The following is a 19,135-nucleotide window of genomic DNA, read 5'->3' as shown; positions in this document are numbered from 1 at the left end:
TCCATGGGGTCCGACTCGTCATCCTCCGCGTTCCGCGCGAGGATCGGTCTATTGAGGATTACGCGGCGATGCTATCTCTGTCGAGCCTGGTGACGGTGCTGCTGCCCCTCGTGTCCCAGGTCCCTTCGCCGCCGGCCGATGCGCTCCGGACGGTCGCCGAGCGGACCGAATACAAGGCCACGGCCCGGCACGCCGACGTCGTCGCGCTGTGCCGGGAACTCGCCAAGTCGTCGCCGAACGCTCATTACACCGAGCTGGGCAAATCGGTCGAGGGGCGTCCCCTGCCCCTCCTGATTCTCGCCGATCCGCCCGTCAAGTCGCCCGCCGACGCGGCGCGCGACGGCAGGCTCGTCGTCTTCGTGATCGGCGACATCCACGGCGGCGAGGTCTGCGGCAAGGAGGCGCTGCCGATGCTCGCCCGCGAGCTGCTGAGCGCGCCTCACCACCCGATCTTGAAGAACGTGATCGTGGCGTTTGCCCCGATCATCAACGCCGACGGCAATGAGCGGGTGTCGAAGACCAACCGGCCCGGCCAGGTCGGCCCCGAGGAAGGGATGGGCGAGCGCGGCAATGCGCGCGGCCTCGACCTGAACCGCGACTTCATCAAGCTCGAAGCCCCCGAAACCCGGGCGATCGTCGGCTTCTTCAACACCTGGAAGCCGCATCTGTTCATCGACACGCACACCACGAACGGGTCGCATCATCGTTATACGATCACCTACGAGGGCCCTCGCAACCCGAACGGCGACGCGGGCGTCATCGAGTACTCGCGCTATCGTTTCATCCCCGCGCTCGACGCGGCCTTCGAGAAGGCGACGGGGCTGCGAGCCTACTATTACGGCAATTTCGACGGCGACCACACCCACTGGACCAGCTTCCCGGCCGAGGGCCGCTACAGCACGAACTACTTCGGGCTGCGGAACCGGATCGGAATTCTGTCGGAAGCCTACGCCCACGCCCCGTACAAGACGCGCGTGCTGGCGACGCGCGACTTCGTCCGCGAGGCCCTGAACATCGCGTCGTCCCACAAGGACGAGATCCGCAAGGTGCTCGACGACGCCGAGACGAAGGTGGTCGCGGCGGGCAAATCCCCGCGCGACGACGATCGGGTCTCCATCCGCACCGAGCCGAGGCCGCTGCACAGCTCCGAGCCGATCCTCGGCTACGTCGAAACCTACGAGAACGGCAAGCGCGTCCGCACCGACGAGCCCAAGGATTATCCCGCCGCCGTCATGAACGAATTCTCGATCGCCGAGACCGTCGCCCGGCCGTTCGCCTACCTGATCCCGGCGGACCGCGGCCAGGCGATCGAAACCCTCCAGCGCCACGGCCTCGACGTCGAGGAGCTGCGCGAGGATCTCGATCTCGACGTCGAAGCGTACCGGATCGACGAGGTCGGCAAGCCGGCCGGGACGAGTTGGGATCGACAGGACGTCGTCGACCTACGCGTCACGCCGCGCAAGGAGACGCGGCGGATTCCGGCGGGAACCCGGGTGGTCAAGACCTCCCAGCCGCTCGGCGACCTGGCGGTCTACCTGCTCGAACCGCGCTCCGAGGACGGGCTGGCGACGTGGAAGCAGTTCGACGGCCTCAAGGCCGCGGCCGATTTCCCCGTGGTCCGTCTGCCGAAGCCGGCCCCGCTGCTGACGACCGCCGCCGAGCCGCTCGCCGAGACGCGCAAGCGCGACCTCCCCATCACGTTCGAGTTGGCCGGCGGACATCGCGGCGGCGGCTGGTTCTCGGGGGCGCCGGTCGCCGTCAATTGGCTTGACGAAGAACACTGGCTGCGTCGTCACGACGGCGCGGTCTTGAAGGTCGAGGCGCGCACCGGCCGCTCCGAGCCGTTCATCACCTCCGATCAACTTCTCCAGTCGCTCCGGCGGATCAAGGGACTCGACGACGCGACCGCGTCCGGCCTGGCGCGCCGGCTGCTGGGCGAGATCGACCCGGCCCGCAAAGGGCTGGTGTTCCAGCACGACCACGACCTTTATTACATCGCGCTGGACGGCTCGGCGGGCGCGCGGCTGACCGATCATCCGGGCGAAGAGACGCTAGCCCGGTTCAGCCCCGACGGCCGCCAGGTGGCGTTCGTCCGCGATCACGACCTGTACGCCGTCGACGTCGCCGACCCGAAGGAGCGGGCGCTCACGACCGGCGGTCGCGACACGCTCCGCCACGGCGAGGCCGACTGGGTTTATTTCGAGGAGATCTTCAACCGCTCGTGGTCGGCGTTCTGGTGGAGCCCCGATTCCAAGAAGATCGCCTTCATGGAGTTCGAGGACGCCGAGGTCGGCACGCTGACGATGCTCGACGACACCGAGTCGCCGCGCAAGGTCGAGGTCAACAAGTACCCCCGCGCCGGCGAGCCGAATCCGCGCGTCAAACTCGGCGTCGTCGGCTCTCAGGGGGGGCCGATCGCGTGGGCCGACCTCTCGGAATACTCGGCCGAGGCGTTCCTGATCAGCGACGTCGGCTGGTGGCCCGACTCGTCCGCGGTCTACAGCTACGTCCAGAATCGCGTCCAGACCTGGCTCGACCTGCTCAAGATCCCCGTCGCCGACGCCCTGTCCAAGCCCCAGCGTCTGTTTCGCGACGCGACCAAGGCGTGGATCGCCGACCAGCCGCCGATCACGTTCCTCAAGGACGGCTCGTTCCTCTGGCTGAGCGAGCGCGACGGCTGGAAGCACATCTACCATTACGCGGCCGACGGCGGCCTCAAGCAGCGGATCACCGAAGGCCCCTGGGAAGTCCGCGCTATCCAGCACGTCGACGCGGATTCCGGCTGGATCACGTTTACAGGCACGAAGGACGCCCCGATGGCGACCCAGCTTTACCGGGTCAAGCCAGGCGGTCCGGTCGAACGGCTCACGTCGGGGACCGGAAGCTATCAGACGGAGTTCAGCCCCAAAGGGCGGTATTACCTGGCCACGTGGTCCGACCTTACGACCCCGTCGCAGTCGAAGCTCTTCACCGCCGACGGCCGGTTCGTGCGGACGATCGACACGAACCCCGTGTACAAGCTCAAGGAGTACCGCTTCGGCGCGCGCGAGCGGCTTCAGATCCCGGCCCGCGACGGGTTCGTGCTGGAAGCCGAGTTGATCCTGCCGCCGAACTTCGACGCGAACAAGAAATACCCCGTCTGGTTCACGACCTACGGCGGACCGCACACGCCGACCGTCACCGACACGTGGACGGGCGGCCGGCTCTGGGAGCAGGCGCTGGCCGGCGAGGGGTTCATCGTCTTCCGCGCCGATCCTCGGCCCGCCAGCGGCAAGGGCGCCGTCTCGGCCTGGACCGCCTACAAGAAGCTGGGCGTTCAGGAGCTTGAGGATATCAAGGACGCGATCGGCTGGCTGAAGCGGAAGCCGTACGTCGACGGCGGTCGGATCGGCATGACCGGCCACAGTTACGGCGGCTACATGACCGCCTTCGCCATGACCCACAGCGACCTCTTCGCCGCCGGGATCGCCGGCGCCCCGGTGACCGACTGGCACGACTACGACACGATCTACACCGAGCGGCTCATGGGCCTGCCGCAAGACAACCCCGACGGCTACAAGGGCTCGTCGGTCGTCGGCGCGGCCAAGAACCTCAAGGGCAAGCTTCTGCTGATCCACGGCGCAATCGACGACAACGTCTCGGTGCGAAACACCATGCGGCTCGTCCAGGCGCTCCAGGACGCCGGCAAGGATTTCGAGCTGATGATCTACCCCGGCTCGCGCCACGGGATCGGAAGCGGCCACTACAACAAGCTGATCGTCGACTTCATCCGCCGCAACCTGGCGAGCCCGAAAGCCATGGATCACTGAGGCGGCCCACACGGGCAAAACAACATGCCGATGTGATGATCCCTTCTCCCCTCGGGAGAAGGTGGCACGCAGGGCCGGATGAGGGTCCCGGCGTTTCGAGGTGCAGGGCGGCGAACGCTGTTAGCGAGCCGAGATCCAAGGTGAATCCGACGACCCACACCCGGCCGTTCCGGCCACCCTCTCCCAGCGGGAGAGGGAAAAACGTTCGCCGATGCGATGATTGGTAAACTGCGATCGCCGCCAACGAAAAAAGGCCGGCTGGGGATGAACCCAGCCGGCCAGGAGTGTCGCACGCTCGTCGGTCAGACTGATTTCAGCTCAGTACGCGAAGAGTCCGAAGGGGTACGGCGTGAAGAACGGGCGGGTGTAGTGCTTCTTGAAGTCGAGCCACCAGATTCCGTCGTCCCAACGGAGCGTGACGGCACGCCAGTCGAGGGGCACTTCCGGGTACGGGTAGAAGGGGCCGATGTTCGGGAACGCCTGCCAGGGGTAGGCCGTCGGGTAGCCGACCGCCGAGAAGTTGCCCGGAGGGGCGTAGCTCGGCCAGGCGTAGTTGGGGTTGCGCTGGTTGGCGCCGGCGCCACCGCCCGCACCGCCGGCCGGGCCTTCCGGAAGCGGGCTGCCGTCATTGACGAAGCCCCCCTGAACCTGTCCGCCCATCGCGTTGGGATCGCCGACCATGCCGCCGGCGTTGCCGTCGGAGAGGCCGATCGTGTTGCCGCCGTGACGGCCGTGGCCGAGGGCGACCTGCTGGGGGACGTACTGGGCGGGGCGGACCGTGCGATCGCTCACCTGAAGATGATCGACGACTCCGAGCACTCCCGCAACGTTCTGGGCGCGGGCGATGGCCTCGGCCTTGAGCTCGTGGCTGGCGGCGACGCCCGAAAGCGTGACCATGCCGCTCTGGGCTTCGATCTCGATCCGAGTGGCGGCGAGCGCCCGGCTGCCGCTGATGGCGCCGGCGACCGAGTCGGCGACGACCTGGTTGGGATTGGCGCCGCCTTGGGCCATGGCCGCCGAGGCCGTCACGGCCAGAACGCCGACCACGGTTGAAATCCGTTTCAGTCCGACCATTTTGGGCATGTCCTTACCCCGCAAGAATCCGACTCGACCAGATGGCGAACGGCGAGCGGGCGCGCCGTCCGGGTCGGTGAGTGATCTTTCGTGACGGTCAGCCTCCGGCTCGAACCTGGACCCGGCGACGATCACGAGCGAGAGGCTCGGGGTCGTCGCAGAATCGCGGTCTCGAGACGAGACGCGTGGAGGACTGGCCGAAAGAGATGTGGAATCGAGGTGGGAGTCGGAACGCACCAGTCCGGCGTTTGAAGCCAATTCGCCGAAACTATGGCGCGCGTTTCGAGGGGGGTCAAATCAGAGCCAAAAAAAAATCGGGGCGCGATGGCCCCGAAAGCTCTAAATCGAAATTGGACATGCTTTTACAAGTCGAAGGAATTCTCTCCGATCAGGCCGCGTCGGGCGAGGCGAGCGACGGGGTCGCATCGATGGGATCGGTCGCGCCGCTTCCCATGGTCATGCCGATCAGCAAGAGCGTCATGGTCCCGCCGGCGAAGAGGGCGAACTCCGAGTCGTGTCCTCCGCAGAGGGCCCCCGAAATCCCCAGGCCGAAGAGTGACACGATGAACCCGGCGCGCCCCCAGTGGCACAAGGCCGACGACCGGGGCATGAGCCGGCAAAGACAGAGGCACATGACGCCGCACGTCTGGAAGAACATGACGAGCATCTCGAACACGCCGCAGAAATTAGGATGGGAAATGAACATGAGTTGACAGGCTCCTTCCTTGGTTCCTGTGTCGGGATCGCCGGAACGACGATTCTATCGATTAGGGCGATTTGGCGGGCTGAACGGCGAGTCCATAGAGCACGCGGCGTACCAAAGTCGTTTCCGAGCGCCGAATTCCGCTTCGTCCGGCGCCTCAAGAGGAAAACTTGAGAAAAAAACGGCCCGACGCCGAAAATTTCGACGCGGGCCATGGCGGTTTTTACACGATCGGGTTCGTCAGAATTACAGAAGACGAACGCCGGGGCGGTCGGATGCGTCGTTCCGCCCGGCCGAGTGGATCATTTCTTGCCTTGGGCGCCCTTGTTCACGTTCCTCATGCCGCCGCTCTTGAATTCGGTCTGGCCGGAGATGTCGAGCACGCCCCAGCCTTTCTTCTCCTTGCGCACGGTGACGGTCCGCTGCAACATCCCGCCGGAGTCCGTCGGCTTCCGCACCGTGACTCCGAGCCGGCCCGTACTCTTGACCTGGTTCTCGCCGGAGACCTTGAAGCCTTCGAGCTTGGAGGCCAGGTCGCTCAGTTCGGAGTCGGAGATGCTGCTGTCGATGATCCGGGAGAACAGGTCGCGATACTTCCCGCCTTCCTCGGCCGACGTCGCGCGAAGGGCGGTCGCCTCGGTCAGCCGGTCGCGGTCCTTATCCTCAAGGGCGCTCAGGAAGGCCTTGACCGCGCCGTCCGGCGAGTTCGTGTCGCCGGCCTCGGCCTTTCCGCCGGCTCCTGGTCCTCCCAATCCGAAGGCCCCGCCCGGCCCCTGCATCCCACGCCCCTGCTGCGCCATCATGGAGGCAGCCATACTGTTCATGCCGTTCGCTTCGGCGCCGCCGCCGGGCTGTCCGGCCTTACCCTGCGGCCCCATGCGGGCCATCATTTCCATCTGCGAGGCGCTGGGCGCGCCGCCAGCGGCGCCCTGCTGGCCCGGCGGCCGCATCATCATGCCGCTCATGCCCTGCTGAGGGCCCCCCGGACCTCCAGGCGGCCTCATTCCCGCCATCATCCCACCGGGACCGGGCGCGGCGGCGGCGTCGGCGCCGGCCTCCGCGTTCGGCTGATTGCCGCCGGTCGCGATGGCCAGCATCTCGGCGGTCGCCGAATTGCCTTCCGCCTTCGCCGGCGCGGCCTCGCCTGCCGTCTCGGCGGGCGCGGCGACCGCGGCGGCCTCGGGCTCGGCGACCCCAGCCGCCGGCGGCGGTGCCCCGCCGGGTTGCGCGGCGACCGCGGGACGGGCGGCGGGTTCGGGGGGCGGCAGCGTCGGCTCGGTCGGAGCGTCTCCGGCGGCCGCCGAGCCCGTGTCGCTCGCGTCCGGGACGTCGCCGCCTCCGCAGCCGGCGGCGCCCACCAGACAGATTCCCGCGAAACCGAGGCTGTACAACCACGCAATCCATGGTTTCATCGCGCCGCGTTCCTTTCCCCTGCATTCCTGGACGTCGTCGCCAGGCCCCTCGCGGACCCGAGGCGTCGGCCCCGCGATCCCCACGCAAGTACTATCATGAATTATGACTTTCGGATCGACCGCGTGGAAGAGGGTGATCGTATTTTGAACGCGCCGGAGCGGCCGGAAGGCCGCGATTCGATCAGCAGTTCGTCACATCTGAAATCGAGCGCGTTCCAACCACTTGCCTGTCGGCCGAAAGCGGGGTAAGCTCTCTTCAGAAAACACGCCCGAGCCGCAGCGTGCCGCGAAGTCGACGTATCGCGCATCGCCTTGATCCGAGAGCCCACCATGAATCCTCAACAACGCACCATTCTCCTGGTTGACGATGATCACGAGATCGTCGAGTCGATGCGCACGATCCTCGAGAACAAGGGTTATCGCATCCTCGTCGCCCGCGACGGCAACTCGGGCCTGATGGTCGCCGAGCGCGAGAATCCCGACCTGCTCATCCTCGACATGATGATGCCCAAGAAGAGCGGCTTCCTCGTCCTGGAGAAGCTCCGCAGCCGGCCCGGCGGCATGATCCCCACGATCATGATCACTGGCAACGAAGGGAGCCGTCACCGCGCCTACGCCGAGATGCTCGGCGTCCGCGATTACATCCGCAAGCCGTTCGCCATGGAAAAGCTCGTCCGGGCGATCGACAAGGTGCTCGGCGTCAAGGCCGGCGGCGGCGCGGGCTTCGACGACGAGGCCTGACCTTCGTCCACCGCCGCCTCACGATCCTCAAGGCGTCTCGAAGCCCAGTTCCGCCAGGATGCGCGTCAGCGCGAGCAGCGGCAGACCGGTGATCGCGGTGAAGTCCTCGCTCTCGATCCGCTCGAAGAGGACGACGCCGCGTTCCTCGATCTTGTAACTCCCGGCGCAATCGAGTGGTTGGTCGCTCTCGACGTACCGCTCGATCCGACGCCGATCGAGCCGGCGCATACGCAGGCGGGCGACGTCGGTGTGCGCGAACCGTTGTTCCCCGCTGATCACGACCATCGCCGTGATCAGCTCGTGCATCCGGCCCGACATCGCTTCGAGCTGGGCGACGGCCTGGGGAATCCCCCCCGGCTTGCCGAGAATCCGGCCCTCCAGGTGGACGATCTGATCGCAGCCGACGACGACGGCCGTCGGATCGAGCCTGGACAGGCTCTCGGCCTTGCCGATCGCGAGCGTTTCGGCCAGGAGCCGGGGGGAGAGTTCGTCGGCGGCGACGGACGATTCGTCGAAGTTCGGCGGCTCGCACCGGAACGGAATCCCCAGCCGCTCCATCAGGGCTCTCCGATAGGGCGACGTGCTCGCGAGGACGACTTCGGGGCGACGGATCGGGTTCATGATACGAAACTCCTTTGATGGATGCGTCACTCGACACATGGCCGGGATGGTCGGGTCGTGGAACCGTGTGACCGAAGATTGACATCCTTCCACGTCATCGTCTACGGTGAACGTCTCGTTGAGACGCGCCTCGCATTCGCTATCGCTCGAAGCCCTCAATGCAGCAAGCTTGTTCATCTCCCGAGCATCGCCGAGCCAGAACTCCATGAGCCATTCCGAAGACTTGCTGAGCGCGTGGGTCGAGACCGTGGAGGACTACGCGATCATCCTCCTCGACACGGCAGGAAACATCGCGAGCTGGAACTACGGCGCGGAACGGCTGCTGAGGCACACGGAAGCGGAGGTGCTGGGAAAGCCGTCGAAGATCATCTATACGGAGGAAGACGTTGCGAACGGGGTGCCCGAGCAAGAATTGAACACGGCGCTGGCGACGGGGAGGGCGAGGGACGAGCGATGGCACGTCCGCAAGGACCGCACCCGGTTCTGGGGCTTCGGCTTCCTGAGCGTGCTCAGGGCCGAGGACGGCACGCCGCGCGGGTTCGTCAAGGCGTTTCGCGACCTCACCGAACGGAAGCGCATGGAGGACGAGCTGCGCCGGCAGGCGGAAGATCTCCGCGACGTCGATCGACGCCGCAACGAGTTCCTGGCCATGCTCTCGCACGAGCTACGCAATCCCCTGTCGCCAATCCTCAATTCGGTCTACATCCTCAACAACCGGTTCGGCTCGCACGACCCGATGATCATGACGACGTGCAAGACCATCGAACGGCAGGTGATGAGCCTCAAGCGGATGATTGACGACCTCCTCGACGTGTCGCGGATCGCCAAGCAGAAGCTCGTGCTCGACAAGCGGCCGGTCGCGCTCGGCGAGATTCTTCGCCACGCGGTCGACGACGTGCGGCCGCTCGCCACGGAGCGTCACCAGGAGTTGACGCTCAGAATGGACGCCACCGCCGACGTCCTGCTGGAAGCCGACCCCGTTCGACTCGTCCAGGTCTTCGTCAACTTGCTGACCAACGCCGCCAAGTTCACGGAATCGGGCGGAAAAATCTGGCTGACGAGCCGTCTGGAAGCCGCCGAGGTCGTCGTCGAAGTGCGCGACAGCGGCGTGGGGATCGCTCCCGATATGCTCGCCCGGGTCTTCGAACTCTTCACCCAGGCCGATCATTCGCTCTCCCGGAGGCAGGGGGGGCTGGGCATCGGCCTGGCCCTGGTGCGCAACCTCGTCGAGCTGCACGGCGGGCTCGTCGAGGTCCACAGCGACGGACCGGGCAAGGGGAGCGTGTTCGTGGTCCGGCTCCCCGTCCTTCCGAAGAAAGTCGAGGCCGAAGCCGTCGCCGACGGCGATACCGGCGCTCCGGACGCGCCGTCCCGGCGGATTCTGATCGTCGAGGACAACGTCGATTCCGCGCGCAGCCTGGGGCTCTTGCTGGAACTCTCCGGCCACGAGACCTTCGTCGCGCACGACGGCCCGACGGCCCTGGAGATGGCTCGCGAACTCCGTCCCGACGTGGTCATGCTCGACATCGGACTGCCCGGAATGAGCGGCTACGAGGTCGCCGAGGTTCTCAACCGCGAGAGCGACGCCCTGCTGATCGCCATGACCGGCTACGCCGAGGACGAGAAAGCGCGCCAGGCCGGGTTCCAGCATTACCTCGTCAAACCCATCGATCGCGACGACCTCCTGGCCCTGCTCGGCGACGGTCCGACCGCCCCCCGCTGACCGGCCCAGCTTACGCGAACCGCATGAGCAGGATCAGCGAGCCGACCGCCATCAGCAGGCCGGCGATTTCGTAGGCGTTGAGCGTCTCCTTGAATCCCGCCGCGCCGATCGCCGTCAGCAACAGGATCATCGAGACCGAATAAACGACGCCGATGGTCGCCAGCTTCAGGTGGCGCATGACGTACACCCAGCCGAACGCCGTCGAGGCGTAGACGGCGAAGCCGACGTAAAACCAGCCCGAACGCAGCGGGTCCTTCTGTGAGCTGGCGAGCTTCAGGAGATAATCGCCGACGACCCCGACGATGCTGAATCCGACCGTGACAAGGATGGGGACGTAGTTCTTCAAGCGCTTCTCAACATGGGGTCAGCGCGGTTCGACGTCGAATCGCGGCCGAGAAAGGGCCGACGCGTTCGTTCCCGATGCGACGATTCTGCCCGTCCGTGCGGCCTGTGGTCAAGCCCGCACGCTCCAAGGCATGAAGCGCCCGAGAACGCATGGACGATAACAAACACGAGGCACCGGGATGTTCTATATTCCTGGCGAGGCGTTGTCGTACTGATTGCAAAAGGGAGGTCGTATGAAGCTGCACCGGGCGCGAAAGGAACGACTCTTCGTCATGGACGGATCGTACGCCGTCGAGGATCGGGTGCTCATGAGCACGATCGGTCGTTCGATCCCGAGTCCGTCCGCGCACGTCCTCGTCGCAGCGTCCGACGACCGCGCCGTGGTCCACGCCAGGCCCATTCAGGCTCGCTCGACGATTCACGCGGCAGGCCATCATTCACCTACCCCGGCCGGCCCCGCCGCCTTTCCCACGTCGAAGCGGTGGTCCTGGCTCGCCGATACGTACTGGTATGTGCCGACCGCGAATCTGCCCGCGATTCTCTACAATGCGTCCTCGGGCGAATCGACGCTAGTCAGCGACCAGACCGTCTTCCATATCGAGGGATACAGCAAGGGCTATTTCTGGGGAAAAGCGGTCACTCAGCTCGGTTCGACGTCAGCGTCGACCTCATCCATGCTCGGATCGGTCACGCCCGAGGGCCAGGTATTGCTGACGTTCACGCTGACGAGTACGAATTCGAGCCCTTCGGTCACCCAGGGCTTCGGCAAGATGACGAAGAGATTCGGCCAGTGGACGATGGAGAACCAGATGTTCACATCGCCCACGGAGAAACTTCAGATCGGCCACTGGGCGTACATGGTGCAAACGCGCCCGGGAATGCCGAGCTGGGTCTCGCTCCCTGCCGTCGGCGAGTCGGTCCCCGCGTTCCTGAGCCAGTAAGGGACTCTCGGGAAGCGAAATACAAGCCCGAAGCGCCAGCGAGTGAATTCCCACCTGGTGTGCGGAATAGGCGAATGCAAGACCATGCACTCGCTCGCGTTTCGGGCTCGTATTGGGGGCCGGCCGCGTAACGACCGCGCGCCCCCATTTTCATGAGGGCAGGTGTCTCGGCGGCCTCACAGATGGTTAAATGCGGAGGGTGTCGACCAGCTCGCGGGGCGAGAGGAAGTAGCCGAAGTAGAAATCGCCGAAGAGGGCGTATTTCGCGGAACTCTCGTCAAATCGCATCGTGTAGACGATGTCCTTGAGGTAGAGCGGGTTGCGAGCCCAGAGAGTCACGCCCCATTCCCAGTCGTCCAGGCCGGTGGAGGCGGTGATGAGCTGGCTGACCCGGCCGGCGAACCTCATGCCGCTTCGACCGTGCTGCGACATCAGCTCGGAGCGCTCCTCGAACGGCAGCAGATACCAGTTCTGTTCGCCGCTGCGCATCTTGCTCATGGGGTAGAAGCAGAAGCAGGGCCAGTCCGGAAAATCGGGATACAGCCGCTGCTGGTTCATCGGACCGAGTCGCTCGGTGTAGGCGGCGACCTTGGTCTTGAACATGCTGCTCTCGGGGTCGAGATGCTCGCGATCGCGGAGCATGGCCGCGTACTGGTCGGCGTCGGGGACGTACTCCGAGACCTCGGTGACCGAGTAGAACGAGTACGATTGAACCAGGGCGGCACCCAGCGGCGACGCCGCGATCGCCGTCTCGACCGCGTGCAGCGCCTTGAGGTCCGGCCCCGCCACCATGACGCCGAAATCCGCCTTATGGCCGGGAACCGCGAAGCATTGAATCTGCTCGACCGCCCCCGGCTGCTTCGTCCCCAGCACCTTCGCCAGCTCGTCGCGGCCGGCGTTGCGCTCGGCCTCGCTGAACCCTCGCAGGCGATCGCGATCGACTTTGTAGAACAGGTGGAAGAAGTGCCAGCCGGTCTCGGGAATCAACGTCGCGGGGATCTTCGCCGCGGCGGCGGGCCGGTGCCCGTGTTGCGCCGGGTGCGCCTTGGCACCCTGTTCGGAGGCCCCGCCGTGCGTCGTGGTCGTCGCTTCGCTAGACATCGCCGATCCTCTGTTGAATGCGTCTCTCGTCGCGTTTCTCTGAATGCGATTGTATGACGAGACGCCACTTCGGAGCAAGGCGACGGACCGACCGGTCGCCCCTGCTCGCTCACTCCTTGCTTTCCCCTGCTCGCTCACTCCTTGCTTTGAGGAACCGGCTGAGAGTCGGGCTGACAGTGATCGCACGGCTTGAGGCCCAGCTCGACCGCCTCGGCGAGATCCTTGAGGCGATAAATGTTGGCGCCCGCCATCGCCTTCACGTCGTCGCACGTGGCGAGATGGTAGCGCTTCTTCCTCAGGTTTCCCACGAACCTGGAGTCGCCGAGGGCCACGGTGGAAGCGTGCGGCTCGCGCGAAGTCGGCGACGGAGCTTGAGTTGGAGTCGAAGTCGGGATCTCCCGACCGTCGTCGTCCGTGGAAGGACTGAGCAACCGGCTGATCTCCGGCGACGCGCCGCGCGTGGCGGCTCCCCACGGTCTTAAGTTCGCGAGCATCCAGCCCGAGGCGACGCTGGCCAGCGAGAGCAGGACGAGCCCGGTTGCGATCACGGCTTTCTTGGCCGCGCCCCCTCGTTTCCGGCCTACTTGCTTGTGCAGCCAGGCGTCGAGGTCGTCGGCGAGCGCCCGCGCGGTGGGGTAGCGTTCATCAGGCTTGTCGGCCATCGCCCGCATGCAGATCCGGTTGAGCGCCGGGGGGACGGCCGGATTGATCGCGAGAGGTGACGTTCGATCGGCTCGATTGGGCTTCTGACCGTCGAGGCTCGTCGCGTTCGGGGTCGCGAGGGTCGCGGAAAGCCCCGGCCGCCGTCCGGCGAGGATCTCGAAGAAGATCACGCCCAGGCTGAAGACGTCGCTCCGCTCGTCGACCTGCCGGCTCAGGCCGAGCGCCTGCTCGGGGCTCATGTAGGCGGGCGTCCCCACGATGGCGCCGTCGTGGGTGAGGCTGGAGTCGAGATCGGACCTGCGGGCGAGGCCGAAGTCGATCAGCCGGGGACGGCCGTGGTCGTCGATCAGGATGTTGGCCGGCTTGATGTCGCGGTGCAAGACGCCGAGCTGATGCGCGTGATCGACGGCGTCGGCCAGCTCGCGGAGGATCCGCGCCGCGGCCGCCGGATCGAACGGATGGTGGTCGCGGCACCACCAGAGCGGCCGGCCGCTGACGTGATGGTAGGCCACCCAGCATCGCCCCTTGTCGAACCCGGCGTCATGCACCGCGACGATGTTGGGATGATCGAGCCGGGCCGCGGCGCGCGCCTCGCGAAAGAAGCGCTCCATCACCCGCTCGCTGGGATTGGCCAGGCGCAGCACCTTGAGGGCGACGTCACGGTCGAGCCTCGGGTCGTAGGCCAGGAAGACCTCGCCGAAACCGCCGTCGCCCAGCCGCTCGCGAAGCTGAAACCGGCCCAGGCTGCCGAGCGAGCCTCGGCTCCAGGTCGTCACCCAATCCGAGGTCGAGTGAGAACTTACGCCGTTCCGCTCGTTCGAATCGTCGGCGCCGTCGCCGTCCGCCGTCGAGCCGGTCGCCGGCGACCGGCTGTCGAGCGGCTGCCCGCAAAAAGGACACTCTCCACTCGGCTCGACGTCGAGGTCGTCGCCGGCTCCGATCTCCACGCTTCGCAAACATCCCCGGCAGACGACTCGGACCGGAGAACTCATTTCCAGAACTCCCTTCGAACCTTGACCTGGAACGCGCGGTCGACGAGTCGATCCCTCGTTGCTTCAACCATGGCTGCATGACCAGCCACTGGCATTCCATAATAGAACCTACAATGCCGCGTCCAGCGAACAACTTTTCAGCCAGAGAAAGCCGATTCGGTCCATGACGGGTAACCCGCAAGATCGACCATTCGTGCAGGAGTGCATCTCGATCGGGGCCCACTCCGAAACGTTCCTCGGTGTTCTGTGTGACTACGAACCGGCCAACGCGCTTCAGCACGGTTGTTTGATGCCGTAAGATGAGCGACCGATTTCCGACGATTGATCTTCACGGGGTTCCAACGCATGTTGACATCGAAACCAGGCCGGCCGTCGTCTTCGATCCTGATCCTCGTCACTCTGGTGGTCGCTGGGGTTCGGGTCGAATCCCGGGCGGCCGAATTCCATGTCGGGGGCGCGACCGTCAGTATCACGCCCGATCGCCCCGTGGCATTGGCGGGCCAGATGCATACCCGGGTGGCGAAGGAAGTCGAAAGCCCCGTGACGGCGACCGCCCTGGCGTTTGAGTCCCGCGATGGCGACAAGAGCCTCGACCTGGCGATCCTGGTCTCGTGCGACCTGGTCGCGATCGACGCCGCGGTCCTCAATGAGACCCGACGGCGCGTGAAGGAGCGGATGCCGGACTTCGACGTCAACAAGCTGGTCCTCAACGCGACCCACACGCACACCGCGCCCGTCATGAAGGAAGGGGACTACGAGATCCCCAAGGACGGCGTCATGCAGCCGAAAGAGTACCTCGACTTCCTCTCTTCGCGGGTCGCCGATGCGGCGGTCAAAGCCTGGGAATCGCGCAAGCCGGGTCGCGCCGGTTGGGGGCTCGGCCATGCCGTGGTGGCTCAGAACCGCCGCTCGGTCTACGCTGACGGTCGGGCCGTGATGTACGGACCGACCGACAAGCCCGACTTCCGGAACATCGAAGGGCCCGAGGACCATGGCGTCGAGGTCTTGTTCTTCTGGGACGGCGCGGGGAACTTGATCGCGACGGCCGTCAACGTCGCCTGCCCGTCGCAGGAGGTCGAGGGGCTCTCGGCCGTGAACGCCGACTTCTGGCACCAGGTGCGCGAATCCCTCCGGGCGCGACACGGCAAGAGCCTGCTGGTTCTGAGCTGGACCGGCGCGGCGGGCGACCAGTCGCCCCACCTCATGTACCGGAAACGGGCCGAGGAACGGATGCGGACGCTTCGCGGCCTGTCGCGGCTGGATGAGCTGGCCAAACGCGTCGTCGGAGCCTGGGAAGAAGCGTACGAAGGCGCCCAGAAGGAACAGCACGCCGACGCGGCGCTAGTCCACAAAACCGCGACGATCAAGCTCCCCGTCCGGGAGGTCACGGACGCCGAGGCCGCCGAGGCGAGAACGAAAGTCGAGACCCTCTCCAAAGATCCCAATAACCGCACGCTCGTCGGCTGGCATCAAACGGTCGTCGACCGCTTCGAGCGTCAGAAGGCCGGGACCGTCGACCCCTTCACCATGGAACTCCACGTGATCCGCCTTGGCGACGTCGCGATCACCACCAACGTCTTCGAGCTGTTCACCGATTTCGGCATCCAGATCAAGGCCCGCAGCCGGGCGCTCCAGACGTTCGTCATCCAGCTCGCCGGGCCGGGCTCGTACCTGCCGACCGAGCGCGCCAAGCGCGGCGGCGGCTACAGCGCGATCGCCGAGAGCAACCTCGTCGGCCCCGAAGGCGGCCAGGCCCTCGTCGATCAGACGTTGGAGCTGATCAACGCACTCTGGCCCGAAGGCTGATCGAGCCCGGCTTGGTTGCACGAGTCCAACGGCTGGAGCGATTCAGCTATCGAGTTGCGCACACCCGGCGTGGCCGGAAGACCGCATCACGTAGGGGTGCCCCTTGTGGGTGCCCGAATCGCCAAGGTCGCCGATCCGGATCGGGCACCCACAAGGGGCGCCCCTACGTGATCAATGCGAACGAGTCGCCCAACGTTCCCACGATTCCCGGCTCCGCGGTTGCACGTCACTTGCCGCGAGAAGGTCGCACGGGCTGACAGCGCGGGCAAAGATAGGTGGGGCGGCCGATCAGGCCGGGGATCTTCGTCTTCTCGACGGGAGAACCGCAGCCTTTGCACGGTTCGCCGGCGCGGCCGTACATCGAATTGACGGCCAAGAAGCCCCCTTCGAGGCCCAGGACCGTCCGGTAGCCGGCGTCGAAGCTGGACCCCTCGGCGGCGATCGCCGTTGCCAGCACCGGGGCGATCGCGGCGTGCAAGCGGTCCAGCTCGGCCGCCGTCAGCCGGCTGGATTCGCGGGTCGGATGAATCCCCGACGCGAACAGGATCTCGTCGGCGTAGATGTTGCCGATCCCCGCCACCACCTTCTGATCCATCAGCGTGGGCTTGATGCTTCGGGCCGTCCGCTTAAGCCGCTCGGCCAGCTCGGCGCGGGTGATCGCCAGCGCGTCGGGGCCGTGCGATCGGGCGAAGGCCGCCTCGGCCTGCGCGCGGTCGTCGAACCAGATGATCTTCCCCAGCCTCCGCGCGTCGCAGAACCAGACCGACGCGTCGGGTTCCGCCAGTCGGAACGTCAGGCGGATGTGTTCGGGTCGGGGCGGCTCGACGAGCCAAAACCCTCCAGTCATCCGGGGCTGAATGACGATCAACCCCTCATGACCGACGAGTCCGATCACGACCCATTTTCCCCGGCGCGACACCTCCGCAACCTTGATGTCCCTACCCCGCCGCGAAAACTCCTCCGCCGTGCATCCTTGAAGCAGGAAAGGGTCGTGAAGCTCGATCCGCGGGACGGTTCGACCGACCAGCGCGGGGCGGAGCCCGCGCACCATCGTTTCCACCTCGGGGAGTTCCGGCATCAAAAGCCTCCAGTCCAGCAGTCGAAACAGCGTCTCCCCATTGTAGCAGTCGCCAACCCCCGTGAAGAAGCGAGCAAGAAACCGAGAAGATTCACTCAGAACCTTTCACGATTTCTGAAAGTTCTTGACATTCTATTGACCACGATAGACACTATTGACGGATGTCGTGCGAGAATTCTTCCAGAACAGGGCGTTCATGCTGCCTGAGACCCGCCGGCGACAACTGCTCGAACTGATCTCCCGCCAGGGCTTTGCGACGCTCGAAGAGCTCGTGAAGTCGCTCGGGGTGTCGGAGAGCACGGTCCGCCGCGATCTGGAATCGCTGGACCTGGCGGGTTCGGTGAAGCGGACGCACGGCGGCGCGGTTTACTCGGGCGAGGTCCGCGCCATGCCGGCCTTCGACGAGCGGACGCAGACGGCGGCGGCCGAGAAGCGTGCGATCGGCCAGGCGACGGCGGCCCTGCTCGAAGACGGCGACACGGTCTTGCTCGACGGCGGCACCACGACCCTTGAGGTCGCCCGGGCGTTGATCGGGCGGCGGATCCAGGTCGTCACCAACAGCCTGCCGATCGCCCAGCTCGTGGCGTCGAGCCAGCAGACCGACCTGATCCTGATCGGCGGCTACGTCTATCCCCGGACGGGCGTGGCGCTCGGGCCGCTGGCGATCGCCATGATGCAGGGCATCCGGGTCCGCAAGGCGATCCTGGGGGCCGGCGGGATCATGGCCGACGGGATCTACAACTCGAATCTCCTTCTGGTCGAGACCGAGCGGCAGATGATGGCCTGCGGGCAAGAGGTCGTCATCGTGGCCGACTCGACCAAGTTCGGCCGGCTGGCCCTCTCGCGGCTGTGCGGCCTCGAAGAGGTCGCCCGGCTGGTCAGCGATTCCCGGATGCCCGATGCGTACCGGACGACGCTCGAAGCGGCCGGAGTCGTCGTCCACACCGCGCCGGCGGATGAACAACACGGCTCGAACGGGGTCGTCCCCCACGAATCGACTCGCAATCAGAGTGTGAGGACCGAGGTATGAGTGCAACGGCGACCCGCGACCAGGTCGAAAACCTGGTCCGCTCGATCATCCTGAAGCATCTGAACGGCGCGTTGCCGACCAACGGCCACGCGACGGCGACGGTTCCGCCCAAGGTGGTCGTCAACATCTCGGCGCGTCACTGCCATCTGACGCAGGCCGACGTCGACGTCCTGTTCGGCCAGGGCTACCAGCTCACGGCGATGAAGCGGCTCTATCAGGACACCGACTTCGCGGCCAACGAGACGGTCGCGGTGGTCGGCCCTCGGCAGCGGATGATCCCCGGCGTGCGCATCCTCGGCCCTTGCCGCAAGTTCAGCCAGGTCGAGCTGGCGTTCACCGACGCCATCAGCCTGGGCATCGACGTGCCGGTCCGGCTCTCGGGCGACATCGAGGGAACTCCCGGCTGCCTCCTGATCGGCCCCAAGGGGTCGCTGGCGATGCCCAACGGCGTGATCCGGGCCGAGCGGCACGTCCACATGGGACCCGAGGACGCCGAGTACTACGGCGTGAAGCACCTGGACCGGATGAACATGAGGGTGGAAAGCACCTGCCCCAGCACCCTGGAGGGCCTGCTCGTCCGGACCCATCCGGACTGGAAGCTGGAGGTGCACATCGACACCGACGAAGCCAACGCGTGCGACCTGTCGCACGCCAGCAACGTGATCTTGACCAAGGCGTGAGCTTCTCGACGACGGATCGACTCCTGACGAATCGTTGACGGAACGCGGTAGCAGATCGACTCAACCCGTGGAAGGAGGGCCCAAGTGGCCTCAGCATCTATCGAAGCGCTCGGAATGATCGAGACCAAGGGATTCGTGGCGCTGGTCGAGGCGAGCGACGCCATGCTCAAGGCGGCCAACGTCGAGCTGGTCGGCTGGGACAAGGTCGGCAGCGGCCTGGTCACGGCCTTCGTGGCCGGCGACGTGGCGGCGGTGAAGGCGGCGGTCGACGCCGGCGCGGCGGCAGCCAGCCGGATCGGCGAGGTCGTCAGCGTCCAGGTGATCCCCCGCCCGCATGAAGACCTCGGCGGCATCCTGTCGTTCAACAAGGCCCAGGCCGCCGCTGGCAAGGCCGGCTCGAACGGGGGGGCTTGACG

Annotated in this window: 16 protein-coding genes; 8 read left to right on the top strand and 8 right to left on the bottom strand. The window is 66.0% G+C overall.

What is annotated here, in order from left to right:
* The first annotated feature begins 68 nt into the window (after positions 1-68).
* The gene (locus tag BSF38_RS22740) at positions 69-3,809 is read left to right on the top strand and encodes a DPP IV N-terminal domain-containing protein (protein WP_076349418.1); all 3,741 of its coding nucleotides are present in this window, start codon (positions 69-71) and stop codon (positions 3,807-3,809) included.
* A gap of 318 nt (positions 3,810-4,127) precedes the next feature.
* Here BSF38_RS22740 and BSF38_RS22735 read toward each other — a convergent pair whose 3' ends face one another.
* The 3 genes from BSF38_RS22735 to BSF38_RS22725 all read right to left on the bottom strand — a co-directional run bounded on the left by BSF38_RS22735 (position 4,128) and on the right by BSF38_RS22725 (position 6,998).
* Positions 4,128-4,883: a BON domain-containing protein gene (locus BSF38_RS22735; protein WP_076351321.1), complete on the bottom strand. Its 756-nt coding sequence runs from the start codon at positions 4,881-4,883 to the stop codon at positions 4,128-4,130.
* Positions 4,884-5,271: 388 nt separating this feature from the next.
* Entirely contained in the window at positions 5,272-5,589 is a 318-nt protein-coding gene (locus BSF38_RS22730) for a hypothetical protein (protein ID WP_076349417.1), read from the bottom strand.
* Positions 5,590-5,888: 299 nt separating this feature from the next.
* The gene (locus tag BSF38_RS22725) at positions 5,889-6,998 is read right to left on the bottom strand and encodes a hypothetical protein (protein WP_145952278.1); all 1,110 of its coding nucleotides are present in this window, start codon (positions 6,996-6,998) and stop codon (positions 5,889-5,891) included.
* A gap of 330 nt (positions 6,999-7,328) precedes the next feature.
* Here BSF38_RS22725 and BSF38_RS22720 point away from each other — a divergent pair, with 330 nt between their 5' ends.
* Positions 7,329-7,739: a response regulator gene (locus BSF38_RS22720; protein ID WP_076349415.1), complete on the top strand. Its 411-nt coding sequence runs from the start codon at positions 7,329-7,331 to the stop codon at positions 7,737-7,739.
* 27 nt (positions 7,740-7,766) lie between these two features.
* On the opposite strand, the gene BSF38_RS22715 is transcribed toward BSF38_RS22720, so the two are convergent.
* A complete protein-coding gene (locus BSF38_RS22715; protein WP_076349414.1) occupies positions 7,767-8,360 on the bottom strand; it encodes a Maf family protein in 594 nt (197 codons plus the stop codon).
* 205 nt (positions 8,361-8,565) lie between these two features.
* On the opposite strand from BSF38_RS22715, the gene BSF38_RS22710 reads away from it, so the two are divergent.
* The gene (locus BSF38_RS22710; protein ID WP_076349413.1) at positions 8,566-10,083 is read left to right on the top strand and encodes a PAS domain-containing hybrid sensor histidine kinase/response regulator; all 1,518 of its coding nucleotides are present in this window, start codon (positions 8,566-8,568) and stop codon (positions 10,081-10,083) included.
* A 10-nt stretch (positions 10,084-10,093) separates the two neighbouring features.
* On the opposite strand, the gene BSF38_RS22705 is transcribed toward BSF38_RS22710, so the two are convergent.
* A complete protein-coding gene (locus BSF38_RS22705) occupies positions 10,094-10,429 on the bottom strand; it encodes a transporter (RefSeq protein ID WP_076349412.1) in 336 nt (111 codons plus the stop codon).
* A gap of 271 nt (positions 10,430-10,700) precedes the next feature.
* On the opposite strand from BSF38_RS22705, the gene BSF38_RS22700 reads away from it, so the two are divergent.
* Entirely contained in the window at positions 10,701-11,369 is a 669-nt protein-coding gene (locus BSF38_RS22700) for a hypothetical protein (protein ID WP_145952277.1), read from the top strand.
* A 186-nt stretch (positions 11,370-11,555) separates the two neighbouring features.
* Here BSF38_RS22700 and hemQ read toward each other — a convergent pair whose 3' ends face one another.
* Positions 11,556-12,470 (bottom strand): hydrogen peroxide-dependent heme synthase, encoded by a 915-nt coding sequence (gene hemQ / locus BSF38_RS22695; protein WP_076349410.1) that lies wholly within the window; start codon positions 12,468-12,470, stop codon positions 11,556-11,558.
* A 134-nt stretch (positions 12,471-12,604) separates the two neighbouring features.
* Positions 12,605-14,125: a serine/threonine-protein kinase gene (locus BSF38_RS22690; RefSeq protein ID WP_083713277.1), complete on the bottom strand. Its 1,521-nt coding sequence runs from the start codon at positions 14,123-14,125 to the stop codon at positions 12,605-12,607.
* 345 nt (positions 14,126-14,470) lie between these two features.
* Between BSF38_RS22690 and BSF38_RS22685 the strand changes: the two genes are divergently transcribed.
* Positions 14,471-15,931, top strand: a complete 1,461-nt coding sequence (locus BSF38_RS22685; protein ID WP_076351319.1) for a hypothetical protein — start codon at positions 14,471-14,473, stop codon at positions 15,929-15,931.
* 226 nt (positions 15,932-16,157) lie between these two features.
* Here BSF38_RS22685 and mutM read toward each other — a convergent pair whose 3' ends face one another.
* Positions 16,158-17,009 (bottom strand): bifunctional DNA-formamidopyrimidine glycosylase/DNA-(apurinic or apyrimidinic site) lyase, encoded by an 852-nt coding sequence (gene mutM / locus BSF38_RS22680; RefSeq protein ID WP_076349408.1) that lies wholly within the window; start codon positions 17,007-17,009, stop codon positions 16,158-16,160.
* Positions 17,010-17,205: 196 nt separating this feature from the next.
* Here mutM and BSF38_RS22675 point away from each other — a divergent pair, with 196 nt between their 5' ends.
* The 3 genes from BSF38_RS22675 (at position 17,206) to BSF38_RS22665 (ending at position 19,133) form a co-directional block, all read left to right on the top strand.
* Positions 17,206-18,039, top strand: a complete 834-nt coding sequence (locus BSF38_RS22675) for a DeoR/GlpR family DNA-binding transcription regulator (protein ID WP_076351317.1) — start codon at positions 17,206-17,208, stop codon at positions 18,037-18,039.
* A complete protein-coding gene (locus BSF38_RS22670) occupies positions 18,036-18,719 on the top strand; it encodes a PduL/EutD family phosphate acyltransferase (RefSeq protein ID WP_076349407.1) in 684 nt (227 codons plus the stop codon). The genes BSF38_RS22675 and BSF38_RS22670 overlap by 4 nt, the downstream gene beginning before the upstream one ends.
* A gap of 84 nt (positions 18,720-18,803) precedes the next feature.
* Positions 18,804-19,133 (top strand): BMC domain-containing protein, encoded by a 330-nt coding sequence (locus tag BSF38_RS22665; protein ID WP_076349406.1) that lies wholly within the window; start codon positions 18,804-18,806, stop codon positions 19,131-19,133.
* Positions 19,134-19,135: the final 2 nt, after the last annotated feature.

Origin of the sequence: Paludisphaera borealis, from assembly GCF_001956985.1 — a bacterium.
GTDB lineage: Bacteria > Planctomycetota > Planctomycetia > Isosphaerales > Isosphaeraceae > Paludisphaera > Paludisphaera borealis.
The sequence above is the reverse complement of the archived record's forward strand: the minus strand, read 5'-3'. Positions and strand labels throughout refer to the sequence as shown.

Coding starts and splice junctions, on each gene's coding strand:
- BSF38_RS22720 (WP_076349415.1), top strand. CDS start 7,329: ATGAATCCTCAACAACGCACCATTCTCCTGGTTGACGATGATCACGAG.
- BSF38_RS22690 (WP_083713277.1), bottom strand. CDS start 14,125: ATGAGTTCTCCGGTCCGAGTCGTCTGCCGGGGATGTTTGCGAAGCGTG.
- BSF38_RS22710 (WP_076349413.1), top strand. CDS start 8,566: ATGAGCCATTCCGAAGACTTGCTGAGCGCGTGGGTCGAGACCGTGGAG.
- mutM (WP_076349408.1), bottom strand. CDS start 17,009: ATGCCGGAACTCCCCGAGGTGGAAACGATGGTGCGCGGGCTCCGCCCC.
- BSF38_RS22670 (WP_076349407.1), top strand. CDS start 18,036: ATGAGTGCAACGGCGACCCGCGACCAGGTCGAAAACCTGGTCCGCTCG.
- BSF38_RS22700 (WP_145952277.1), top strand. CDS start 10,701: ATGGACGGATCGTACGCCGTCGAGGATCGGGTGCTCATGAGCACGATC.
- BSF38_RS22715 (WP_076349414.1), bottom strand. CDS start 8,360: ATGAACCCGATCCGTCGCCCCGAAGTCGTCCTCGCGAGCACGTCGCCC.
- BSF38_RS22675 (WP_076351317.1), top strand. CDS start 17,206: ATGCTGCCTGAGACCCGCCGGCGACAACTGCTCGAACTGATCTCCCGC.
- BSF38_RS22730 (WP_076349417.1), bottom strand. CDS start 5,589: ATGTTCATTTCCCATCCTAATTTCTGCGGCGTGTTCGAGATGCTCGTC.
- BSF38_RS22725 (WP_145952278.1), bottom strand. CDS start 6,998: ATGAAACCATGGATTGCGTGGTTGTACAGCCTCGGTTTCGCGGGAATC.
- BSF38_RS22740 (WP_076349418.1), top strand. CDS start 69: ATGCTATCTCTGTCGAGCCTGGTGACGGTGCTGCTGCCCCTCGTGTCC.
- hemQ (WP_076349410.1), bottom strand. CDS start 12,470: ATGTCTAGCGAAGCGACGACCACGACGCACGGCGGGGCCTCCGAACAG.
- BSF38_RS22735 (WP_076351321.1), bottom strand. CDS start 4,883: ATGGTCGGACTGAAACGGATTTCAACCGTGGTCGGCGTTCTGGCCGTG.
- BSF38_RS22685 (WP_076351319.1), top strand. CDS start 14,471: ATGTTGACATCGAAACCAGGCCGGCCGTCGTCTTCGATCCTGATCCTC.